The sequence below is a fragment of the Agromyces molybdatiresistens genome (assembly GCF_052748445.2).
The window spans coordinates 17,337-39,591 of record NZ_CM188258.1 but is presented as its reverse complement, the minus strand read 5'-3'; the positions used below and the strand labels follow the sequence as shown (position 1 = coordinate 39,591).

The window sequence follows — 22,255 nt, the reverse complement described above, 5'->3', positions numbered from 1 at the left end:
CGGCCGGATGGCCGCCGGGCATCGTCATGAGTCGGCGGGGAGGCCGGTCGCCCGGCCTCCCCGCGTCGGCTCAGCCGAACGTCGCCTTCAGCGCGGCGATCGCCTCGACGACGGCGGAGTCGGGCGCGGCGCCCGACTTCTTGATGGCGTTGTCGAGCTGCGCGATGACGGCCCTGCTGCTCGAGCCGTCGGCGACGAGCGCCTCGGCCTCGGCGAGGTGCTTGCGCACCTGGGCCAGCTGCTTCGCGCTGAGGTCGCCCGAACGCTCCGCCTGGTCGACGTACGACCCGGCGACCGCGAAGCTCGGCGCGTGGACGAGCATCGACTGCGTCTGGGCGTTGAACACGTCGAGCTCGATCTCGCCCGCCGCGGCGATCTCGTTCGCCGACATCCAGTCGCTCTCGGTGAGCGCGAGGCTGTCGAAGCCGCGCGCGATCTCGCTGCCGAGCACGTTGCCGTTGTACCAGTAGGTCGACCAGTAGCCGCCGAGGTTGATCCCGGTCGGGTTCGGCTCGTCGATCGGCCCGCGGTCGAGGTACGCGATCTCGACGGGGTTCGCCGTGTCGGTGAAGTCGATGATCGACACACCGCCCTGGTACCAGGCCTGCACCATGATGTCGCGGCCGGGCACCGGGACGATCGAGCCGTTGTGCGCCACGCAGTTCTCCTGAGCCGTCTGCGGCGCAGGCAGCTTGTAGTAGCTGGCGAACTCCATCTCGCCGTCGACGATGTCGAACAGCGCGTTGGCTCCCCACTCCGGCTTGTGGATGTCCTGGCAGCGCGCCTGCGTGCCGCCGCCCCACTCGTCGGTGAAGACCACCTTGCTGCCGTCGTTGCTGAACGTCGCCGAGTGCCAGTACGAGAAGTTCGGATCGGCGACCGCGTCGATGCGCACCGGGTTCACCGGGTCGCTGATGTCGACGAGGAGGCCGTTGCCCTGGCAGGCGCCCGCGAGCAACCCGATCTCGGGGAACGCCGTCACGTCGTGGCACGTGTTGGTGTTCGGCGTCGGCGAGTAGACGGAGCCGCTCGGGTGCAGCTCGGTTCCCGGCAGGGTGTTCTGCAGCCCGTTCCAGGCGCCGGTCTCGACATCGGTGAAGATGCGCGGCTGGCTCACGATCGCCGCCGTCTCAGGTGCCGCCAGCGGCACCTTGATGACGTCGATGCGCCACTGCGTCGGGTTGCCCTCGGTGACCGGCTCCGTCGTCAGCGCCGCGTTCTCGCAGCCCTCGAGCTCCATGGGCGAGCGCACGGTCGAGGTGCCCGAGTTGTAGATGTACACGTTCGCCGCGTCATCCGGGTCGGTCACGATCGTGTGCGTGTGCGACCCGCGGCACGTCTGCACACCCGGCAGCTGCACCGGGTTCGAGAGGTCGCTGATGTCGAAGATGCGGACGCCGCGGAATCGCTCCGGGTCGACCGAGCCGACCGTGCCCTGCGTGCCGCAGTCGACGCGCCCGTTGGTCGCCTCGACCGACATGAACAGCAGGTCGCCGTGGATCGAGACGTCGCCCTGGCCGCCGGGGCACACGAACGCCGTCTCGAGCACCGGGGCGGCCGGGTCGGAGACGTCGAAGACCTGGAACCCCGAGAAGCTGCCGACGACGGCCTTGTCGCCGGTGAACGCGAGGTCGGAGTTGATGACGAAGCCCGCCGGGATCGGCAGGCTCTCCAGCAACTCGACGCCGCTCGCCGCGATCTCGGCGTCGTACAGGCCGCCGCCGAGCCCGACCCGCGGGTCGTCCTCGGCGGATGCGGCGGTGGCCGTCACCAGCGACGTGCCGAGCAGCAGTGCTCCGGCGGCGGCGATCGCGCGTCTGCGCCATCGCGCGGGTGGGTGTTGAGTTCTCATCATCGGGCCCTCTCTCACTGAACGGAACGTGGTTCCACGTTGCGATCGACGCCCTCCGACGAGCAGGCCGCACGACGTCGTACGGCCCGCCGGCCCCGGACGGGCCGATCTCTGGGTCTCACGCTACCGATCCGGCCGCGTTCGCAACAGGATCCGTTTTCCAACCCATCCGGGGCGCCGGACAGGCCAGGCGGGCCGCGGCGGATGCCTCGGGCACCGACCGGGGTTCACGCCGTGGGCGGCCCCACGTAGGCTCGATGGCATCCGGAGCCGGGAGGGGGCACCCCGCATGTGCGGACGCTTCGTGGTCTCGCAGCAGGCCGACGACCTCACCGCGGTCTTCGACACCGAGAACGACTTCGCCGACTGGCGGCCGTCGTACAGCCTGGCGCCCACCGACACCGTGCCCATCGTGCGCGAGCGGGCGCGATCCGACACCGGCGAGTTCGTGCGCCGGCTGGAACCCGCGCGGTGGGACTTCCACCCGGCCTTCATGAAGGAGTCCAAGCGGCCGCAGTTCAACAGCCGCATCGAGACGGTGGCGACCAACGGCCTGTGGAAGGGCGCGTTCGCGTCCGGTCGGTGCATCGTGCCGATGCGGGGCTACTACGAGTGGACGGGCGAGCCAGGGAGGAAGCGGGCGCACTACCTGCACGGCGCCGACGACCTGCTCGCCGCCGCCGGCATCTCGACCGCCCGCAGGCTCGACGACGGCTCGTGGGAGGTGTCGACCTCGATCATCACGCGCGAGGCGCGCGACGCCTCGGGCGAGGTGCACGACCGGATGCCGGTGTACCTCCCGTTCGACGCGATCGACCACTACCTCGATCCAGAGAAGCTCTCGCCCGCCGCCGCACAGGCGATGGTCGACTTCCTCATCGCGCAGTCCGACCGGGTCGCACCGACCATCGGCGAGTACGAGGTCGATCCCCGCGTCAACAACCATCGTCGGATCGACCCCCACGATCCGACGCTCATCGAGCCGATCGGCGAGGAGCCGACGCTCGCGTGACACCATCCCCGCTCCACCCAAGAGAGAGGACCGACATGACCGGCTGGACCGATGACCAACTCGACCGCGTGGGCGAGGCAGACCAGCTGGAGGTGGCCTCGGAACGGCCGGACGGCTCGTTGAACCCGTACCGGACCGTCTGGGTCGTCCGCGTCGGCGACGAGCTCTTCGTCCGCTCGGCGTACGGCCCGAACAACGGATGGTTCCGGCGCGCGAAGTCCACCGGGATCGGTCGCATCAAGTCCGGCGGCGTCATCCGCGATGTCACGTTCGCGGAGGTGCCGGCGGAGGATCTCGACCTGCACGCGTCGCTCGACGCCGAGTACACCCGGAAGTACGGTGCCAACCACGCCCCGCAGGTCATGGAGACCGTGCTCGGCGACGACGTCCGCGGGGTGACGCTGCGTCTCGACGCGCAGGACTGAGCCGCCGAACCGACAGCACGCCCGGCTCAGGCGGGCCCGCTCCGCCTGCCCTCGTCGAGCACGGCCGAGAGTTCACGGAACTGCTCGGGGGTGATCTCGCCTCGCGCGAGGCGCTCCTCGAGGATGCGCTTGGCCGTGTCCGCCTGCGGATGGGCGCCGGCTCCGCCGGGACCGGCACCGTGCGCTCCGCCGGGGGCGCTCGACGCGCCGTGCCCGCCGCTCGCCGACCGGACGAGCAGCACGATGAGGACGACGATCCCGGAGATGACGAGCCCGCCGAACACGATCCCCGGCAGCCACATCCACCATCCGCCGATCCCGTAGCCGTAATCCCACATCATCGGCGCCACCTCCAGGTCGCCGCCCGGCCGACCGACCGGGCTCGACTCCAGCCAACCCGATCGTGGCGTCGACGCCCGGGCCCTTGGACCCGGGAGCGGGTGCCCTCAGCGTGCCCGCCTCCACCACCGGCGGCGACGTTCCGCCTCGCCCTCCGATCGGAGCTCCGCCGCCTCGGCCTGCACGCGATGTCGCGCGTCGCGACGCGCCCGCCAGGCCAGGACCTCGGCGTCGACGTCGCGCGTCGGCGTGACGACCGGCGGACCGCCGAGCAGCTGCCGCCGGGCTTCGATCACCCGGGCATTGAAGTCGGCGAGCACCTCGCGCACCTCCGGCTCGCGGTGCATGGCATCGAGGCGACCCTCGAGCTCGGCGGATTCGACGCGAAGCGACAGCGCCGGCGGACCGAGCCCGGAGAGGCGCTCCTGCTCGATCTTCCGCCGGATCCACCAGTCGGGGTCGTGCCGGTCCAGACCCGTCAACGGCTTGCCCGCGCCCGGCAGGTCGTCGAACTCGCCGCGACGGATCGCCTGCTGGATCACGACCTCGACGTACGAGGCCCGCTCCGCCGCGGCCGTGCCGCCGGTCGACCGGCCGGCCGGCCGCTCGGCCCCGGCATCGGCCGGCGCACCCTCGTCGGCGGCGGTGTCGCGCCCCGTGCGCGCCTCCTCCGCGAGCCGCTCGCGCTCCCACCGGTCGAGGCGGTAGTCCGCCGCGGCGCGTCGCGCATCGTCGACCATCCGCATCGCCTCCCGTCCGAGCGCCTAGAACACCTCGGGCAGCGTCGACCGGTCGAACCGGAAGACGCCCGCCAGGTCGATGCCTCGCACGGTCCCCTCGGCGTAGTACGCGACGCCCCACTCGTCGATGAACGAGCCGTCGGCGAAGGTGCACGGCGCGACGACGGGGTCGTCCGGGTCGTCGGGCGCGGCGAGCCCGCCGCCGTCGGCGCTCGAGCCGAAGCTGCTCGTGCCGCCGAGCGAGGAGCAGAGGGCGGATGCCGGGTTCCCGGGCGGATCGTCGGGGATCTGGGTTCGCGAGAGATAGGCGAGCGCGGCGAGCGTCGGCTCCTCGGCGGTGAGGGTGACGAGGTCGACGTAGATGCGCGACTCGGCCTCGTCGTCGAGCGTCTGGAACCGGCACACGGCGACCGGGTCGCCGAGCGGCACCCAGTCCTGCTCGTCGAGGTTCGTGCCCCAGGCGGGCTGGCGCTGCTGCACCTCGCCGCCCTTCTGCTCGCAGTAGGCGGCGGCGTCGGCCAGGTCGGCGGCGGAGGTCGCCGGGTCGCTCGCCGAGGGCTGCGTGATCGTCTCGCCGCATCCGACGAGCCCGGTCGTGGCGAGCAGCGCGGCTCCGGCCATCCAGCGGATCCGTGTGCGCATGCGCGGTCCAATCCCGATCGCGATCATTCGTCCGCCCAGAGTACGGCGAACGAGCGGCGGCGGACGAGACCTTGACAGGGAACGGAGCGGATGACGGGGTTCGAACCCGCGACCTTCACCTTGGCAAGGTGACGCGCTACCAACTGCGCTACATCCGCACGAGGCGGCTTCGCCGCTCCGGCCGGACTCCCGCCCGGCTGGATGAGCCTACCTGATCCGCGACCCCGCCTCGGACCGACGCCGCCGCAGCGGCGATCGCCGCTCGACGGGACCCTGGTCCGATCGTCGGTCCTGCGTTCGCGTCAGCCGCCTGCACCCGGCGCTGCGCCGGTTCCGTCGCTCGATGCACGCTGCCCCGAGGGAAGCTCGCCCGGCGCGCGCTCGCCCGAGGCGCGTTCGAACGCCCGCTCCCACTCCTGCAGTTCCTTGCGCCCGCCGATGAGGCCGTCGAGCGACACCTGGAAATGCAGCCCTCGCCGGGCGTTGATCTGCTTGATGTTCTGCACGACTTCTCCCGACACCGCGACGACCGCGTCGCGCACCTCCCGCACGCGCACGTCCGGATCGTCCCACAGGTGCGGGTGGGTGAGGATGTCGAGCAGGTAGTCGCGGTCGAGGGCCGCGCTGAGCTTGCGGAGCGTGTCGTCGTACTCGATCGCGGCGATGCCGCGCTGGCTTCCGGCCTGACCGGCGCCCGCACGGTCGAGCCTGAGGAACAGCTCCTCGACGTTCTCGGCGATGCCCAGCATGTCGTTCGCGGTCTGCGCGGCCACGGCGTTGCCGCGCGCGCCGACCTGCGCGTACTCTGCGGCGAGCGACCGCAGGTCGGCCACGTGCCGGCGGATCGGATCCGGGAGCTTCGCGTCGACGGCTCCCGGGCCGCGGCGCCGCGCCCGGACCACCCCGAACACCGCGCCCGCGGCGGCGACCAGCACCGCCCCGCCGATCACGAGCCCCAGGACCGGGTCGAACCCGTCCCCGCTGTCGCCGCCCCCGACGAGCGGCGGCGGCTCGTCGGCGGCCTGCACGCCCTGCACGGTCTCGGCGAGCGCGACGTCGAGGCTGTCGGCGGTGGACTCCGCCTCGTTCGCGATCTGCATCGCCTCGCCGGCGTCGAGCACGCGCGACCCGGCGGCGAGGTCGTCGCCGACCGCGACGATGATCGTGTCGTAGCCGGTCGTCTCGGCGAGCTGGGTGACGATCTCGGGTCCGGATGCCTCGAGTGCGGCGTTGTCCGAGAACACGGCGATGCCGATCGAGTCGTCGCCGACCTGCGCGAGCAGCGCGTCCTGCAGGGCCGACGCGCCGCCCACCTCGGACGAGACGTAGACCGGTGAGGTCTGCAGCGCGTCGGAGGCGTCGTCGACGTACCCGTCAGCTCCCGCCATGAACAGGCCACCCATCCGCCGCCCCTAGAAGTTGTTGATGACCGAGGCGAACACGAGGTCGATCTTCGCGGCATCCGACGCGTCGAACCACTGGCCGCCGGTCGCCTCGGCGATCCGCTGCAGCGAGCCCGTGTCGGCGCCCTCGCCGTATGCGATCGGGAAGATCCGCACCGGCGCGGCGTCGCCGCCCTCGCGTGAGGAGCCGCCGATCTTCGCGATCAGCGAGTCGATCGAGATCGACGAGTCGGTGTCCTGCCCGTCGGAGAGCACGACGATGGCGTTGATTCGGCCGGGCTCGGCGCGGGCGACCATCTCGTCGTACGCGACGGCGATCGCGTCGTACAGCGGCGTGCCCTCGCGGTTCGCGTACCTCAGGTCGTCGACCGACGCACTCAGTGTCTCGCGGTCGGATCCGAGCGCCGAGACGTCCCGCAGCACGATCAGGTTCTCCCCCGCCGCGGAGTCCACGCCCGTGGTGAACGCCCACATGCCGACCTCGTCGGTGCCGCGGAAGTGACCGAGCGTCGCCTGGGCGCCCTCGATCGCACCGTCGAGCTTCGACCGCCCATCGCCGATCGGATCGTCCATCGAACCGGAGACGTCGATGAGCTCGAGCACCGACGACGGCTTGCGGATCTGGGTCCACTGGTCGAGCGCGGCCGAGACCACGTCGACGGCCGGGCGAGGCAGGGTGATCGCCGGGCCGGCGGGGTCGACGCCGTACTGCTCGGTGAAGAGATCGCCGAGCGGCACCGACTCGTCGAGCGGCCGGAACCCGTACTCGGGAAGGATCCGCTGCGCCGGCTCGGTGGCGAGGAAGTCGACGAACGCCGCACCGGCGGTGCGCTGGGCATCGGTGACCCAGTCGGCGCCGAGCACGGTGATGGGGTTGTCCGACCACATCGACCCGCCGGACGGGTAGATCGCGACGAGCTTCTCCTTCGGCGGCGTCAGGGTCTCGCCGGGCTGCACGGTGTGCGAGTCGGGGTTGCCCTGGTTGTAGTTGAGCATCGAGGTCTCCTCGAGCGCCACCGCCGAGACGTAGCCGGAACCGCCCGCGCCGTTCTGCGTCTCGTCGTACAGCGTCGTCAGCACCTTGCCCGTCGTGTCGCCGTAGTGGATCACGCACTCCTCGAACACGCGCGAGAACTCCTCGGCGCCCGCGACATCCGCGGCCGTGAGGTCGGCCGTCTTGCCGGATGCCTCGTACGACTGCATCAGGATCGCCGACAGGCCCGTGGTCGACGTGTTCGGGTTGGTCTTCGAGATCTTGAACGAGCCCCAGATCGGCTTGCCGGCGCTGCTCCAGCCGTCGGGGTCGGCGCACAGCCCCTCGAAGTCGGAGATGCCGATCTCGGCGTCGGGCCAGCCGAGGGCCTTCGCCATCGTCTCGGGCATGGCGAAGATGATCGGCGTGTGGGTGAACGACACCGGTTCGCCCACGAGCGAAGCGGATGCCGCGGCCGCGACGCGCTCGGTCCACACCGTCGAGGCGGGCGACCAGAGGGCCGGCCAGCGCCGCGCGTCCTCGTCGGGCCAGTCGCCGCCCGCGGTCAGGAAGCGCGTCGCATCGCCCGACGACACGTTGACCGGCCGCACGGTCGCGCACTCGTCGAGGCCCGCGTGCTCCGGCGATTCCTTGAACGCCGCGGCCAGCGCGTCGAGCATGTTGACCTTCTCGGACGAGGTCGCCACGACGACGCTCGTGCACCCGTCGTCGGCGAAGTCCCCGCCGTCGATCGGGCCGGAGTCGACGTCGTCCTGGCCGAACGTGCACGCGCTCAGGGCGAACGTCATCGCGGCGACGACCGCCACCGCGAAGCCGCCGCGGACCCACCGCCCAGACGTCGACGTGGTCGCGGGGCGAGCGGCCGTGCGCCGCGGAACGGGTGCCATGTGAACAGGGTAGGTCCCGCGAATATCGAACGCATCACGGTCGGGACACTCGCGTGCCCGACGACGTCAGAGCAGCGCCCGCCGCACGACTCCTGCGCTCCAGCGGCCGAGCAGCGCGCCCGCCACGGTGTCCGAGATGTGGTGCTGCCCGCGGTGGATCCGCGAGAAGGCGACGGCAGCCGGAATCGCGTACCGCAGCACCGGCCCGAGCGCCCGGGCCCGGCGGGCGCCGTGCCGGTCGAGCAGGTCGGCGAGCGTGGTGTGCAGGGCGACGGATGCCGCGGTGTGCCCGGACGGGAACGACGCCGTCGCGTGCGGCGGCTCGGGCCGCCAGACGCCCTGCGGTCGCGGGCGCCCCACGAGGGCGGCGGATACCACGAAGCACGCGGTCTCGAGCGCGAGCGTCGCGGCCGGGGCGACCGCGGAGCGTCGGTCGCGCGTCGCCGTCCAGGTCACGGCGCACCAGATCGCCCCGTTCGCGATCGTCTGCGGCACCCCCGAATACCACGAGAGCGGTGCGGTGATGCGATCGAGCGGCGCTCCGGGCTCGAACGCCGCCTCGCCGGCGCCGGCGTCGTCGGGCCGGTGTCCGGACGCGACCTGGAGCGCGCGCACCGCCCGGTCCTCGCGCGGGTCGTCACCGCCGGCGAGCCGGAGCATCCGACCGGACGCGGCGAGCACCGCGATCGCCCCGAGCCCCGGCAGGACGAACGAGCGGAGGACCCGGCGCATGCCCGCAGCATAGTCGCGGCCCGGCTACGGACCCCGACGCCCGTAGGCTCGTGGACCATGGCCCTCGGTGCGACGATCCACACGTTCGATGTGCAACTCGCGGACGTCGACCGCGGCCGCTACGAGAGCCTGACGCTCCGGATGGCGCGGCACCCCTCCGAGACCGACGCCTTCATGGTCACCCGCCTGCTCGCCTACTGCCTCGAGTACGAGGAGGGCATCGCCTTCAGCGAGGGGATCGCCGCCACCGACCAACCCGCCGTGCTCGTGCGCGATGACACCGGGCGCCTGATCGCGTGGATCGAGATCGGCGCCCCGGATGCCGAACGCCTCCACCGCGGCGCCAAGCTCGCCGATCGCGCCGCCGTCTACACGCACCGCGACCCGTCGAAGGTCGCCGCGGCGTGGACCGGGAAGCGGATCCACCGCGCCGAGGAGATCCCGCTGGTCAGCTTCGACCCCGGGTTCGTCGACGACGTCGCCTCAGTGCTCGAGCGCCGGAACGCGATGACCCTCTCGATCACGGAACGGCACGCCTACCTCGAGCTCAACGGGTCGAGCTTCGACACGGCCATCCACGAGCAGGTGGTGGGCTGACGAGAGAACGGCCCGAACCCCATCGGGGATCGAGCCGTTCTGAGATGGTGCGCAAGGGGGGAGTTGAACCCCCACGCCCTCACGGGCACACGGACCTGAACCGTGCGCGTCTGCCTATTCCGCCACTTGCGCATACCGCTCCGCACGAGGTGCGAACCAGCCAACCGAGACTAACACAGGTGATCGACGCCCCCGAATCGAGCGGATGCCGCGCGCCCGAGCCGCGCGAAGGCCGTGAACGCGGCGCGGACCGGGGCGGCGAGCCGCCTTGGCATCCGCTCAGAACCACCGCCGCATCTCGCGTCGCCGCCGACCGCGGGCATACCCTTGCACCACGGCACCGGCGCCCGACCGACACCCCTGATTGAAAGGATCGCCCGTGACCCACCCCCGCGACGCGCACGCGCCCGTCGACCCGCACGACGTCGACCTGGGCGGCATCCGCGGCTGGCTGTTCGACCTCGACGGGGTGCTGACGCCGACGGCGGTCGTGCACATGCACGCGTGGGCGCGGCTGTTCGCGCCGTTCCTCGAGGCGCAGGGCGCCGAGCCGTACCGCGACGCCGACTACTTCGCCCACATCGACGGCAAGCCGCGGTACGACGGCGTACGTTCGCTGCTCGCGAGCCGCGGCATCCGTCTGCCCGAGGGCGAGGTGACCGACGCGCCGACCGAGGAGACCGTGCACGGCCTCGGCAACCGCAAGAACGAGGCCTTCAACGCGACGCTCGCCGAGGAGGGCGTGGCGCCGTACCCGGCGAGCGTCGCGCTGCTCGACGCGATCGAGCGCGCCGGCGGGGATGTCGCGGTGGTGTCGAGCTCGAAGAACGCGCCCGCGGTGCTCGAGGCCGCCGGGCTCGCCGAGCGCTTCGAGGTCGTCGTCGACGGCGCCGTCGCGGCGCGCGAGGGGATCGTCGGCAAGCCGGCGCCCGACATGTTCGTGCGCGCCGCCGAGCTGCTCGGGCTGCCGCCGGAGGAGTGCGCCGTGATCGAGGACGCCGAGTCGGGCGTGAAGGCGGGCGCGAGCGGGCCCTTCGCCCTCGTCGTCGGCGTCGACCGCGGTGTGGGGCGCGCGGCCCTCACCGAGCTCGGCGCCGACGTCATCGTCGACGAGCTCGACGAACTGATCCCGGCCCTCGAGCGCGCGGGCGAGACCTCCGCCATCCTGAACGACGCCGCAGACCCGCAGACCCCCGCACCCGCCCCCGCCCCCGCCCCCGACGAGGAGGACCGCGCATGAGGTTCGCCGACACCGACCCCCTGAACCGCACCGTCTTCCCCATGGACGAGTGGGCGCTCGTCGAGACCGAGTTCATCGGCGACGACATGGGCCGCACCGAGACGCTGTTCGCCGTCGGCAACGGCTACCTGGGCCTCCGCGGCAACGTCGAGGAGGGCCGCGACGGCCACATGCACGGCACGTTCATCAACGGCTTCCACGAGACCTGGCCCATCCGCCACGCCGAGGAGGCGTTCGGCTTCGCGCGCGTCGGGCAGACCATCGTGAACGCGCCGGACGCCAAGATCATCCGCCTCTACGTCGACGACGAGCCGCTCGTCATCACCGAGGCCGAGATCATGGCGTACGAGCGCCGGCTCGACTTCCGGCTCGGCGTGCTCAGCCGCCGCATCGAGTGGCGCACGCCGTCGGGCAAGCGCGTGCTGATCACCAGCCGCCGGATGACGAGCTTCACCGACCGGCACCTCGGCGTCATCGACTACGAGGTCGAGCTGCTCGACGCGGATGCCGCGGTGACGATCTCCAGCCAGATCCTGAACCGCCAGGACGGGCGCGACGAGTACCGCGGAGGGGTGACCGAGGCACCGGGCACCTTCGACCCGCGCAAGGCGGAGATGTTCACCGAGCGGGTGCTGCAGCCCCGCGTGCAGCGCAAGACCGAGGACGGCCGGTTCGTCCTCGGCTACCAGACCACGAACTCGAAGATGGCGATCGCCGTCGGCACGCAGCACGTCCTCACGACCGACAACGACGTGACCGCCACGGGCTCGATCGGCGACGACCTCGCGAAGCAGACCTACCGCGTGAGCGCACGCCGCGGCGTCCCGATCCGCCTCACGAAGCTGATCAGCTACCACACGGCCCGGAAGGTGCCCGCGCGCGAGCTCGTCGACCGCTGCGACCGCACGCTCGACCGCGGTGCCGAGGTCGGCCTCGCCGAGCTGTTCTCGCAGCAGCGCTCGTGGCTCGAGGACTTCTGGGCGCGCTCCGACGTCGAGATCGCCGGCCAGCCCGAGCTGCAGCAGGCGACGAGGTGGAACCTCTTCCAGCTGGTGCAGGCGACCGCCCGGACGGACGGCGGCGGGGTCGCCGCGAAGGGCGTCTCGGGCTCCGGCTACGGCGGCCACTACTTCTGGGACTCCGAGATCTACGTCATGCCCTTCCTCAGCTACACCGCGCCGATCGTGGCGCGGAACGTGCTGCGCTTCCGGCAGCGGATGCTCGAGCCCGCACGCGCTCGCGCGCTCGAGATGAACCAGCACGGTGCGCTCTTCCCGTGGCGCACGATCAACGGGCAGGAGTCGAGCGCCTACTACGCGGCGGGCACCGCGCAGTACCACATCGACGCCGACATCTCCTATGCGCTCACGCAGTACGTGGCCGCGACCGGAGACGGCGACTTCCTCGCCCGCGGCGCGATCGACATCCTCGTCGAGACCGCCCGCATGTGGGAGGACCTCGGCTTCTGGCGCACGAACGCCGACGACGTGTTCCACATCCACGGCGTCACCGGCCCCGACGAGTACACGACGGTCGTGAACGACAACCTGTACACGAACGTCATGGCGCGCGCGAACCTCGCGTCCGCGGCATCCGCCGTCGACAACCTGCAGGTGCTCGACCCGCACGCGCACAAGAAGCTGGTCGAACGCCTCGGCGTCACGCCCGCCGAGGTGGCCGGATGGCGCCGCGCCGCGGCATACATGCACATCCCGTTCGACGAGAAGCTCGGCGTGCACCCGCAGGACGCCGCCTTCCTCGAGAAGGAGCTGTGGGACCTCGAGCACACGCCGGACAACCGGCTCCCCCTGCTGCTGCACTACCACCCGCTCGTGATCTACCGCTTCCAGGTGCTCAAGCAGGCCGACGTGGTGCTCGCGCTGTACCTGCAGGGCGACCGCTTCACGACGGAGGAGAAGCTCGCCGACTTCGAGTACTACGACCCGCTCACGACGGGAGACTCGACGCTGTCCGCGGTCGTGCAGTCGATCATCGCGTCGGAGGTCGGGTACCACGAGCTCGCACTGCGGTACTTCCGCTCGGCGCTGTTCGTCGACCTCGCCGACCTGCACCACAACGCCGCCGACGGCGTGCACGTGGCCTCGACGGGCGGGGTCTGGGCGGGGCTCGTGTCCGGTTTCGGCGGGTTCCGCGACCACAACGGCCGGTTCACGTTCGACCCGAGGCTTCCCGACGGATGGGAGCGGCTCACGTTCCGCCTCACGATCCGGGGGTCGCGCGTGCGGGTCGACCTGACCGAGGATGCGATCCGGTTCCGTCTCGAGACCGGTGGGCCGGATGCCGCGGTGCCGCTCGCGGTCCGCGGCCAGGAGGTGCTCGTGACCGCCGACGCGCCCGTCGAGGTGGCGCTCGACGGCCATGGAGCGCGACGCGTGGGGGCCCCGACGATGCAGAACGTGCGGGGCGCGCGCCGCGCCGACGGCACGCTGCTCACGGCGTCGATCCCGACCCTGTCGATGGACCTCGACGAGGAGGAGCAGGCCGCGGTCTTCGATTGAGCGGAACCTCTCGGAACCGCATCGTTCCGCACGGGGCCCGGCGGGTTCGCACGGGCTGCGGTTAGCATGTGAGTCGAAAACGCACCGGACGGGAGACCTGTGGGCCTACTGGACAACTTCGAGAAGGGTCTCGAGCGCGCGGTCAACGGCGCGTTCGCCAAGACCTTCCGCTCGGGGCTGCAGCCCGTGGAGATCACCGCCGCGCTGAAACGCGAGATCGACACGAAGGCCGCCGTCGTCTCCCGGGATCGCGTGCTCGTACCGAACCGCTTCGTCGTCCGGATGTCGCCCGCCGACCACCAGCGCATGGAAACGCTCGGCCCCGCGCTCATCGACGAGCTCACCGACCTCGTCCAGAAGCACGCGGCGACGCAGCGGTTCCAGTTCGCGGGCGGCATCTCCATCGCGTTGCACCCCGACCCGGGCCTGTCCGAGGGCATGGTGCAGGTCGAGTCGCAGAACGTGAAGGGCCGCGTGGCGTGGACCCCGGTGCTCGACGTCGATGGCAAGCGGCACCCGATCCTCAAGGGCCGCACGGTCATCGGCCGCGGCAGCGAGGCCGACCTCACGCTCGACGACTCCGGCGCGTCGCGCCGGCACGCCGAGGTGCAGTGGGACGGCCAGCGCGCCCGCGTCCGCGACCTCGGCTCGACGAACGGCACCCAGCTCGACGGAAGGCCCGTGAAGGAATCGGTGCTCGAGCCCGACTCCGTCATCACGATCGGCCGCTCGCGTATCGTGTTCCGGGTGCTCGCCCAAGCCGACCCCACCGACACCGCGGCCGCCCGCCGCGCCGACCCGGCTTCGGAACGTCGCGACGGCGGCGGATTCTGGGGGCCGGAGCGATGAGTGAACTGACGCTGCTCGTCCTCCAGCTCGGCTTCCTGCTGCTGTTGTGGGTGTTCGTGTTCGCCATCGTCTACGCACTGCGCAGCGACCTGTTCGGCCAGCGCGTGCGCAAGCTGCAACCGGATGCCGCGGGCGCAGCGGCATCCGCCCCCGCACCCGCCGCGAGCGCCACCGCGCCGACCGCCGCGGTCTCGAAGCCGGCGCCCTCCCCCGCCGCCGGCGGCGGCGACGCCACCACGGAGAACGCGTCCCGCCTGGTCATCACGTCCGGCGCGAAGTCGGGGGTCGAGTTCCCGCTCGGCCGCGACGAGATCACGATCGGCCGCTCGAGCGACTCGGCGATCATCATCCGCGACGACTACACGTCGACGCATCACGCCCGCCTGATGCTGTGGAACGGCCGCTGGATGATCCAGGACCTCGACTCCACGAACGGCACGTTCCTCAACGGCTCCCGAGTCACCGTGCCCACGCCCATCCCGCTCGGAGCCACCGTCAAGGTCGGAGCGACGACGTTCGAGCTGCGGCGGTAGCCATGGCCAGCGTCAAGGCGAGCGCGGCGGTCTCGCACGTCGGCCGGGTCCGCGCGAGCAACCAGGACTCCGGCTACGCCGGCCGTCGGCTCTTCCTCGTCGCCGACGGCATGGGCGGGCACGCCGGCGGCGACGTCGCGAGCGCCATCGCGACGCGTCGGATCGCCGAGGCCGACGCCGACTACGAGTCGTCGGCGGATGCGGCCGCCGCGCTCGAGGACGCGCTGCTGTCGGCGAACCGGAACCTCGAGGAGACGGTCGCCGAGCACTCCGAGCTCACGGGCATGGGCACGACGACGAGCGCGATGCTCGTGCAGCAGGACCGCGTCGTCATCGCGCACATCGGCGACTCGCGCGTCTACCTCTTCCGCTCCGGCGAGCTGAGCCAGGTCTCGATCGACCACACGTTCGTCCAGCGTCTCGTCGACGCGGGTCGCATCACGGCCGAGGAGGCCATGGTGCACCCCCGTCGCTCGGTGCTCATGCGCGTGCTCGGCGACGTCGAGGCGTCCCCAGAGATCGACACGATGGTCATCGACACCCACCCGGGCGACCGGTGGATGCTCTGCTCCGACGGGCTGTCGGGCGTCGTCTCGTTCGACGACATCCACGAGATGCTCTCGGCGGATGCCGGTGCCAAGCAGGTCGCCGACCGCCTCGTCAAGGCCTCGCTGGACGGCGGCGCCCCCGACAACGTCACGGTCGTGGTCGTCGACATCGGCGACCCGCCGGCGCCCGAGACGCCGCCGCTCATCGTCGGCTCGGCCGCCGCACCGCTCGCGTTCGGCGTCGCCGCGGAGCCGGCGCGACGCCCCGGCATCCGGCTCACGCCGTTCCGGCCGCACCCCGTGCAGGAGACGCACTTCGAGCCCGACTCCGAGGAGTTCTTCGACGAGCTGATCGAGGAGGACGAGCGGCGGCGGCGGCGACGGCGCATCATGTGGGGCGTCTGGATCGCGCTGCTCGTCGGCGCGATCGTCACCGTGGCGGCGCTCGGCTACCAGTGGACGCAGACGCGCTACTACGTGGGCGAGTACAACGGCCGCGTCGCGGTCTACCAGGGCATCCAGCAGGACCTCGGGCCGATCTCGCTGCATCGCCTGCACTCCGAGACGGCGGTCGACATCGCCGACCTGAAGGTCTACGACCAGCAGCGCGTGGAGCAGACGATCACCGCGGGGACCCTCGAGGAGGCCATGCGCATCGTGGACCGATTGGAGGAGTCCGTTGAGTGACCGAGGCGCGGCCCGCGCACCCGAACGCGCCCCCGCCACGGGGAGCGTCCGCCGCATCCGCATGCCGCAGCGGCTGCGCAACCTCGAACTCGGCCTGCTCATCGTCGCGTGCATCATCAACGCCGGCGCCATCGTGCTCGTGCAGCTCGGGGCGCTCGGCCGGGTCGACACGCAGCTGGTGCTGCTCGGCGCCGGGCTGTCCGTGCTCGTGTTCGGGCTCCACATCGCGATGCGGTTCGTCGCGCGGGACGCCGACCCGTTCCTCCTGCCGGTGGCGACCGTCCTCAACGGCCTCGGCATCGCGATGATCTACCGCATAGACATCGCCTACGGCGACGCGGGCTGGGACAGCGCCGCGGTCCGCCAGATCGTGTGGAGCGTGATCGCCATCGCCGCGGCGCTCGCGACGATCCTGCTCATCCGCAACCACCGCACGCTGTTCCGGTACACCTACCTGTCGGGGCTCATCGCCATCGTCCTCCTGCTGCTCCCGCTCGTCCCCGGGCTGGGGCAGACCCGCGGCGGCGCCCGGGTGTGGATCGGCATCGGCGATCTCGTGACGTTCCAGCCGGGCGAGATCGCGAAGATCGCCCTCGCCGTGTTCTTCGCGGGATACCTCGTGCGCAACCGCGACTCGCTGTCGATGGTCGGGCGCACCTTCCTCGGCATGCGATTCCCGCGCGGCCGCGACCTCGGACCGCTCCTGGTCGTCTGGGCGCTGTCGATGGCGGTCATCGTGTTCCAGCGCGACCTGGGTACGGCACTGCTCTACTTCGGGCTCTTCCTCGTCATGCTCTACGTCGCCACGAGCCGGCTCTCGTGGGTCGTGCTCGGACTCAGCCTGTTCTTCGCCGGCGCGATCATCGCCAGCCAGACGCTCGACTACGTCAACGGCCGCTTCCAGAACTGGCTCAACGCGTTCGACCCCGCGGTCTACGAGGCGCAGGGCGGCTCGTTCCAGCTCGTGCAGGGCCTCTTCGGGCTCGCCAACGGCGGGCTCATCGGAACCGGCCTCGGCCAGGGCCGCCCCGACCTCACGCCCGTGCCGCAGTCGGACTACATCATCGCGAGCCTCGGCGAGGAGCTCGGGCTCGCCGGGCTCTTCGCGATCCTCGCGCTGTACGTGCTCTTCGTCGCCCGAGGGTTCCGCATCGGCTTCGCAGGCCAGGACGACTTCGGCAAGCTCCTCGGCGTCGGACTCGCGTTCGTCGTCGCGCTGCAGGTGTTCATCGTCGTGGGCGGCGTGACCCGCGTCATCCCCCTGACGGGACTGACCACGCCCTTCCTGGCGGCCGGCGGCTCCTCGCTCGTGGCGAACTGGATCATCGTCGCGCTGCTGCTCCGGCTGTCCGACACGGTCCGCAACCACCCGAGGCTGGTGATCGACGGATGAATCGCGAACTCAAACGGGTGACGATCGTCTCCCTCCTCATGTTCCTCACGCTCTTCGTCGCCTCGACGGTGATCCAGTACGTGCAGGCCGACGCCCTCGCGGCCGACCCGCGCAACGCGCGCACGCTCTACCAGAGCTACTCGGTCGAGCGCGGGCCGATCCTCGTGGGCGGTGAGCCGATCGCGTTCTCGGAGCCGTCCGACGACGACTACAAGTTCCAGCGCATCTACGCGAACGGGCCGCTGTACGCCCCCGTCACGGGATTCATCCCGGTCAACGGCGAGGCGACCGGGCTCGAGGGTTCGCTGAACGCCGAGCTCAGCGGCACGTCGGAGTCCCAGTTCTTCGATTCGCTGAACCGGCTCGTCTCCGGCCAGGACCCGATGGGTGCGTCCGTCGAGGTCACGATCGACCCGGTCGCCCAGCAGGCAGCATGGGATGCGCTCGGCGACTACACGGGGGCGATCATCGTGACCCGACCCGCCAGCGGCCGCATCGTCGCGATGGTCACCAAGCCCACCTACGATCCGAACACCCTCGCCGTGCACAACGGCGAGGAGGTCGAGCAGACGTACCAGGGGCTTCTCGAGGACCCGGGCGACCCGCTCTTCAATCGGGCGACCGGCGGCGACATGAACCCGCCCGGCTCGGTCTTCAAGCTCGTGATGACGGCCGCGGCCCTCGAGTCGGGCCAGTACACGCCCGACAGCACCTTCCCGAATCCCGCGGAGTTCACGCTGCCCGGCACGAGCTCGGTCGTCCGCAACTCGAGCGGCGGAACGTGCGGCAGCGGTTCCGAGGTCACGCTGGCGACCGCGCTCCGGCTCTCGTGCAACATCCCGTTCGCGGAGCTCGCGCTCGAGCTCGGCGACGACGCGATCCGCGCCCAGGCCGAGAAGTTCGGGTTCAACTCCGACTTCACGATCCCGAATCCGACCGAGATGAGCACGTATCCTGCGAACCCCGACGAGCCGCAGACGGCGCTCACCGGTTTCGGGCAGGGCGACGTGCGCGCGACCCCGATGCAGATGGCCATGGTCTCCGCGGCGATCGCGAACGGCGGCATCGTGATGAACCCCGACCTCGTCGAGTCGATCACGGCGCCGGACTTCCGGCCGATCGAGGAGTTCGAGGGCGTCGAGTTCGGCCGTGCGATCAGCGAGACGACAGCCCGGACGATGACCGAGATGATGGTCAACGGCGTCGAGAACGGCGCCGCGAGTAATGCAAGAATAGACGGCGTCAGCGTGGCCGGTAAGACGGGTACAGCAGAGAACGGCGAGGACGATCCCTACACCTTGTGGTTCACAGGTTTTGCCCCCGCCGACGACCCTCAGTATGCGATCACGGTGCTCGTGGAAGACGGCGGAGGGCTTGGTCAGGAGGGGTTCGGCAATCTGATTGCCGCGCCATTGGCGAAACAGGTACTAGAGGCGGTGCTGAACAAATGAGACCGAGTGCTGGGCTCACCTTCGGTGGACGGTACGAGCTGCAGTCCCGGATCGCCATCGGCGGCATGGGCGAGGTGTGGCAGGCCACCGACCTGGTCATCGGCCGCCAGGTGGCGCTGAAGATCCTCAAGGACGAGTACCTGGGCGACCCGGGCTTCCTCGAGCGCTTCCGCGCCGAGGCACGTCATGCCGCGCTCGTGAACCACGAGGGCATCGCCAACGTCTTCGACTACGGCGAGGAGGAGGGCAGCGCCTACCTCGTCATGGAGCTCGTCCCCGGCGAAGCGCTCTCCACGATCCTCGAGCGGGAGCACGTGCTCTCGACCGACAAGGTGCTCGACATCGTCGCGCAGACCGCTGCGGCGCTGCAGGCCGCGCACGCGGCCGGTCTCGTGCACCGCGACATCAAGCCCGGGAACCTGCTCATCACGCCCGACGGTCGCGTCAAGATCACCGACTTCGGCATCGCCCGCATCGCCGACCAGGTCCCGCTCACCGCGACCGGGCAGGTCATGGGCACCGTGCAGTACCTCTCGCCCGAGCAGGCCTCCGGTCACCCGGCATCGCCCACGACCGACATCTACTCGCTCGGCATCGTCGCCTACGAGTGCCTCGCCGGCCGTCGTCCGTTCACGGGCGAGTCGCAGGTCGCCATCGCGATGGCGCAGATCAACGAGACGCCGCCCGACCTCCCCGTGACCGTCTCCGAGCCCGTTCGGAACCTCGTCTACTCGTGCATCGCGAAGAACCCCGCCGACCGACCGCAGACGGCGGCGCACCTCGCCCGCGCGGCGACGGCGCTGCGACGCGGCGACGTGCAGGCGGCAGCTGCCGCCGTGCCGGCAGTGCTCGGCGCGGCGGCGGGCGCGACCGCGGCCACCATGCTCATGCCGCAGGCGGGGGCGAACACCGCCGCGACGACGGTGCTGCCCGCGGGCGCGCCGCTTCCCGACGGCGAGGAGGAACAGCCCGCCGAGCGCAAGCGCAGCCCGTGGACGTGGCCGCTCATCGTCCTCATCATCCTGCTCGCGCTCGTGCTGATCGGCACCCTCATCGCGCTCGCGCTGAACAGCGGCAACCGTGAACCCGGGTCCACGTCGACGTCGGCCCCGCCGTCGACGTCCACCACGTCGCCACCGAGCACATCGAGCACTCCCCCGGCCGAGCCGACCACAGAGGCGCCGACCACGGAGCAGGTCGACCGCGCCGCGTACATCGGCCGGAACGTCGACGAGGTCCGTGGCGAGCTCGAGAGCCTCGGCTTCGTCGTGAGCACCCAGGAGGGTGCGCCCGCGACGACGCCCGATCAGGCGAACACGGTCTCCGACGTGAACCCGAGCGGCCCCGTCCCGATCGGCTCGACGATCACGGTGACCTACCTCGGCGCTCCAGAGACGCCGAGCGCACCCGCGAACGCGCCCACGGTGAACCCGACGGAGATCGAGTCCGGCGGCATCGTCCAGGTGAGCTGGCCCGCGGCGACGTGCCCGTCGGGCCAGCAGTTGAGCGGGTACGAGGTCGCCGTCACCAACGACGCGACCGCGCCGAGCCCGGTGGGTGCCGGCACCACGAGCGTCAACGTGCAGGCCGGATCGCAGTCGTTCGAGGTCACCTACCGGTACTTCTGCGGCCAGCTCGACTCGGCCTTCTCGCCCGCGGCGCCGGTGACGGTCGCCCCGTAGCCTTCGGAACGAGCCCTACACGAACGGAGACACCGTGAACGACGACGAACGCATGCTCGCGGGTCGGTACCGCGTGGGTGCGCTCATCGGGCGCGGCGGCATGTCGGACGTTCACGTGGGCACCGACTCCCGGTTGGGTCGTCAGGTCGCGATCAAGCTGCTGAAGCCGCAGCTCGCGACCGATCCCGCATTCCGGATGCGGTTCCGCCAGGAGGCGCAGTCGGCGGCCCGGATGGCGCATCCGACGATCGTCCGCGTCTTCGACGCCGGCGAGGAGACGGTGCTCGACGGGTCGGGGCACGAGGTGCAGCTGCCCTTCATCGTCATGGAATACGTCGAGGGGAGGCTCCTGAAGGACATCATCCACGACGGGCCGCTCGACCCGGCGGCGGCGGCGCGCGTCATCGACGGGGTGCTGACCGCCCTCGAGTACTCGCACCGTGCGGGCGTCGTGCACCGCGACATCAAGCCGGGCAACATCATGATCACCACCGGCGGCCAGGTCAAGGTCATGGACTTCGGCATCGCGCGGGCCGTGTCCGACTCGGCGACGACGGTGGCCCAGACGACGGCGATCCTCGGCACGGCCTCGTACTTCTCGCCCGAGCAGGCGAAGGGCGAGACGGTCGACGCACGGACCGACCTGTACAGCACCGGCGTCGTGCTGTTCGAACTGCTCACGGGCCGTCCGCCGTTCCGCGGCGACACCCCGGTCGCCGTGGCGTACCAGCACGTGAGCGAGCGGCCGGTCAAGCCGAGCGTCATCAACCCCAAGGTGTCGCCGGCGCTCGACGCGGTCGTCATGCACGCCCTCGCGAAGGATCGCACGACGCGGTACCAGACGGCGGCGGAGTTCCGCGCCGACGTCGAGGCCGCGGCATCCGGTCGGGTCCCCGTCCAGAAGAAGACCGACGAGACGGCGCTGTTCTTCGGCACGCCGACCGGCTCGCTGTCGACCTCCGAGCTCGCCCTGCGGCAGCTCACGGAGGACGACACCATGACGCGCACCCAGCGGCGTCCGCCGGCGATCTGGATCTGGTCGGGCATCATCGCGGTCGTCGTCATCGTCGTCGCCGTCATGTACTGGGCGTTCAACCTCCAGCCCGCCGACACCATCCCCTCCAACGCCCGCGAGGTCCCGGTCCTGACCGGCTCGACGTGGGAGGAGGCGGCCAACGAGTTGCAGGCGCTCACGCTGCCGCCCACGCGGATGGATCGCGTGAGCGACACGGTTCCCGCGGGCGAGGTCATCGAAACCGAGCCGGCGGCGGGCGAGATCGTCGACACGGGCACGCCGATCAGCGTGTTCGTCTCGACGGGCCGCGAGGCGGTCTCGGTCCCCGATGTCGTCAACATGCAGCTCGGCCAGGCGAAGTCCACGATCACCGATGCCGGGCTCACGCCGGGGAGCGAGACGAGAGCGAACTCGCCGACGGTCGCGGCCGGCGTCATCATGTCGACCGATCCCGAGGGCGGTTCGTCGGTGGACCAGGGCAGCACCGTGAACTTCACGATCTCGTCCGGCAACGTGACGCTGCCCGACCTCACCGGCCAGTCCCTGCAGGCGGCGTCCTCGTACCTCGGCACGTCGACGTTGCAGCTCTCGCCGAAGCCCGTGCCCGACGGCAGTTGCCCGTCGCAGCCCGGGTCGCCGATCGTCCGGCAGTCGCCGGCTCCGGGAGACGTCCCGCAGAAGTCCGAGGTCGAACTCGTCTACTGCGCCGGCTGAA

19 protein-coding genes and 2 tRNA genes are annotated in these 22,255 nt (G+C 71.1%); 12 read left to right on the top strand and 9 right to left on the bottom strand.

Going from position 1 to position 22,255, the window contains the following annotated elements; all coding sequences use genetic code 11:
* Positions 1-70: 70 nt before the first annotated feature.
* Positions 71-1,852, bottom strand: a complete 1,782-nt coding sequence (locus tag ACULK2_RS00205; protein WP_445967746.1) for an LVIVD repeat-containing protein — start codon at positions 1,850-1,852, stop codon at positions 71-73.
* Between the two features lie 289 nt (positions 1,853-2,141).
* Here ACULK2_RS00205 and ACULK2_RS00200 point away from each other — a divergent pair, with 289 nt between their 5' ends.
* Positions 2,142-2,864, top strand: a complete 723-nt coding sequence (locus ACULK2_RS00200) for an SOS response-associated peptidase (RefSeq protein WP_445967747.1) — start codon at positions 2,142-2,144, stop codon at positions 2,862-2,864.
* Between the two features lie 35 nt (positions 2,865-2,899).
* On the top strand, positions 2,900-3,289 hold the full coding sequence (locus tag ACULK2_RS00195; protein WP_445967748.1) for a DUF2255 family protein: 390 nt from the start codon (positions 2,900-2,902) through the stop codon (positions 3,287-3,289).
* A gap of 26 nt (positions 3,290-3,315) precedes the next feature.
* On the opposite strand, the gene ACULK2_RS00190 is transcribed toward ACULK2_RS00195, so the two are convergent.
* From ACULK2_RS00190 to ACULK2_RS00160, 7 genes are all read right to left on the bottom strand, one after another.
* Positions 3,316-3,630: an SHOCT domain-containing protein gene (locus ACULK2_RS00190; protein WP_445967749.1), complete on the bottom strand. Its 315-nt coding sequence runs from the start codon at positions 3,628-3,630 to the stop codon at positions 3,316-3,318.
* Between the two features lie 105 nt (positions 3,631-3,735).
* On the bottom strand, positions 3,736-4,368 hold the full coding sequence (locus ACULK2_RS00185) for a DnaJ family domain-containing protein (protein WP_445967750.1): 633 nt from the start codon (positions 4,366-4,368) through the stop codon (positions 3,736-3,738).
* Positions 4,369-4,392: 24 nt separating this feature from the next.
* Positions 4,393-5,010 (bottom strand): DUF333 domain-containing protein, encoded by a 618-nt coding sequence (locus tag ACULK2_RS00180; protein WP_445967751.1) that lies wholly within the window; start codon positions 5,008-5,010, stop codon positions 4,393-4,395.
* Positions 5,011-5,095: 85 nt separating this feature from the next.
* Positions 5,096-5,168, bottom strand: a tRNA-Gly gene (locus ACULK2_RS00175).
* A 144-nt stretch (positions 5,169-5,312) separates the two neighbouring features.
* Complete coding sequence (locus tag ACULK2_RS00170) at positions 5,313-6,413, bottom strand: hypothetical protein (RefSeq protein ID WP_445967752.1); 1,101 nt, start codon at positions 6,411-6,413, stop codon at positions 5,313-5,315.
* 9 nt (positions 6,414-6,422) lie between these two features.
* Positions 6,423-8,294 (bottom strand): substrate-binding and vWA domain-containing protein, encoded by a 1,872-nt coding sequence (locus ACULK2_RS00165; protein WP_445967753.1) that lies wholly within the window; start codon positions 8,292-8,294, stop codon positions 6,423-6,425.
* A gap of 66 nt (positions 8,295-8,360) precedes the next feature.
* The gene (locus ACULK2_RS00160; protein ID WP_445967754.1) at positions 8,361-9,026 is read right to left on the bottom strand and encodes a phosphatase PAP2 family protein; all 666 of its coding nucleotides are present in this window, start codon (positions 9,024-9,026) and stop codon (positions 8,361-8,363) included.
* A gap of 57 nt (positions 9,027-9,083) precedes the next feature.
* On the opposite strand from ACULK2_RS00160, the gene ACULK2_RS00155 reads away from it, so the two are divergent.
* Positions 9,084-9,623: a YaeQ family protein gene (locus ACULK2_RS00155; RefSeq protein WP_445967755.1), complete on the top strand. Its 540-nt coding sequence runs from the start codon at positions 9,084-9,086 to the stop codon at positions 9,621-9,623.
* 45 nt (positions 9,624-9,668) lie between these two features.
* Here the strand turns inward: ACULK2_RS00155 and ACULK2_RS00150 are convergent.
* Positions 9,669-9,755 (bottom strand) — tRNA-Leu (locus ACULK2_RS00150).
* 364 nt (positions 9,756-10,119) lie between these two features.
* Here ACULK2_RS00150 and ACULK2_RS00145 point away from each other — a divergent pair.
* From ACULK2_RS00145 to pknB, 9 genes are all read left to right on the top strand, one after another.
* Positions 10,120-10,863, top strand: coding sequence for an HAD-IA family hydrolase (locus tag ACULK2_RS00145; RefSeq protein ID WP_501045003.1), 744 nt, complete (start codon positions 10,120-10,122; stop codon positions 10,861-10,863).
* Complete coding sequence (locus ACULK2_RS00140; RefSeq protein WP_445967756.1) at positions 10,860-13,382, top strand: glycoside hydrolase family 65 protein; 2,523 nt, start codon at positions 10,860-10,862, stop codon at positions 13,380-13,382. Before ACULK2_RS00145 ends, ACULK2_RS00140 begins: the two co-directional genes overlap by 4 nt.
* 99 nt (positions 13,383-13,481) lie before the next feature.
* Positions 13,482-14,231 carry an FHA domain-containing protein gene (locus ACULK2_RS00135; RefSeq protein WP_445967757.1) on the top strand — a complete coding sequence of 250 codons (750 nt, stop codon included), beginning with the start codon at positions 13,482-13,484 and terminating at the stop codon, positions 14,229-14,231.
* The gene (locus ACULK2_RS00130) at positions 14,228-14,764 is read left to right on the top strand and encodes an FHA domain-containing protein FhaB/FipA (protein WP_445967758.1); all 537 of its coding nucleotides are present in this window, start codon (positions 14,228-14,230) and stop codon (positions 14,762-14,764) included. Before ACULK2_RS00135 ends, ACULK2_RS00130 begins: the two co-directional genes overlap by 4 nt.
* 2 nt (positions 14,765-14,766) lie before the next feature.
* Positions 14,767-15,999 (top strand): PP2C family protein-serine/threonine phosphatase, encoded by a 1,233-nt coding sequence (locus ACULK2_RS00125; protein ID WP_445967759.1) that lies wholly within the window; start codon positions 14,767-14,769, stop codon positions 15,997-15,999.
* Positions 16,000-16,060: 61 nt separating this feature from the next.
* The gene (locus ACULK2_RS00120) at positions 16,061-17,392 is read left to right on the top strand and encodes an FtsW/RodA/SpoVE family cell cycle protein (RefSeq protein WP_445968210.1); all 1,332 of its coding nucleotides are present in this window, start codon (positions 16,061-16,063) and stop codon (positions 17,390-17,392) included.
* Positions 17,389-18,843: a peptidoglycan D,D-transpeptidase FtsI family protein gene (locus ACULK2_RS00115; RefSeq protein ID WP_445967760.1), complete on the top strand. Its 1,455-nt coding sequence runs from the start codon at positions 17,389-17,391 to the stop codon at positions 18,841-18,843. Before ACULK2_RS00120 ends, ACULK2_RS00115 begins: the two co-directional genes overlap by 4 nt.
* A complete protein-coding gene (locus ACULK2_RS00110; RefSeq protein WP_445967761.1) occupies positions 18,840-20,525 on the top strand; it encodes a serine/threonine-protein kinase in 1,686 nt (561 codons plus the stop codon). Before ACULK2_RS00115 ends, ACULK2_RS00110 begins: the two co-directional genes overlap by 4 nt.
* A gap of 52 nt (positions 20,526-20,577) precedes the next feature.
* Positions 20,578-22,254 carry a Stk1 family PASTA domain-containing Ser/Thr kinase gene (pknB, locus tag ACULK2_RS00105; RefSeq protein ID WP_445968211.1) on the top strand — a complete coding sequence of 559 codons (1,677 nt, stop codon included), beginning with the start codon at positions 20,578-20,580 and terminating at the stop codon, positions 22,252-22,254.
* Position 22,255: the final 1 nt, after the last annotated feature.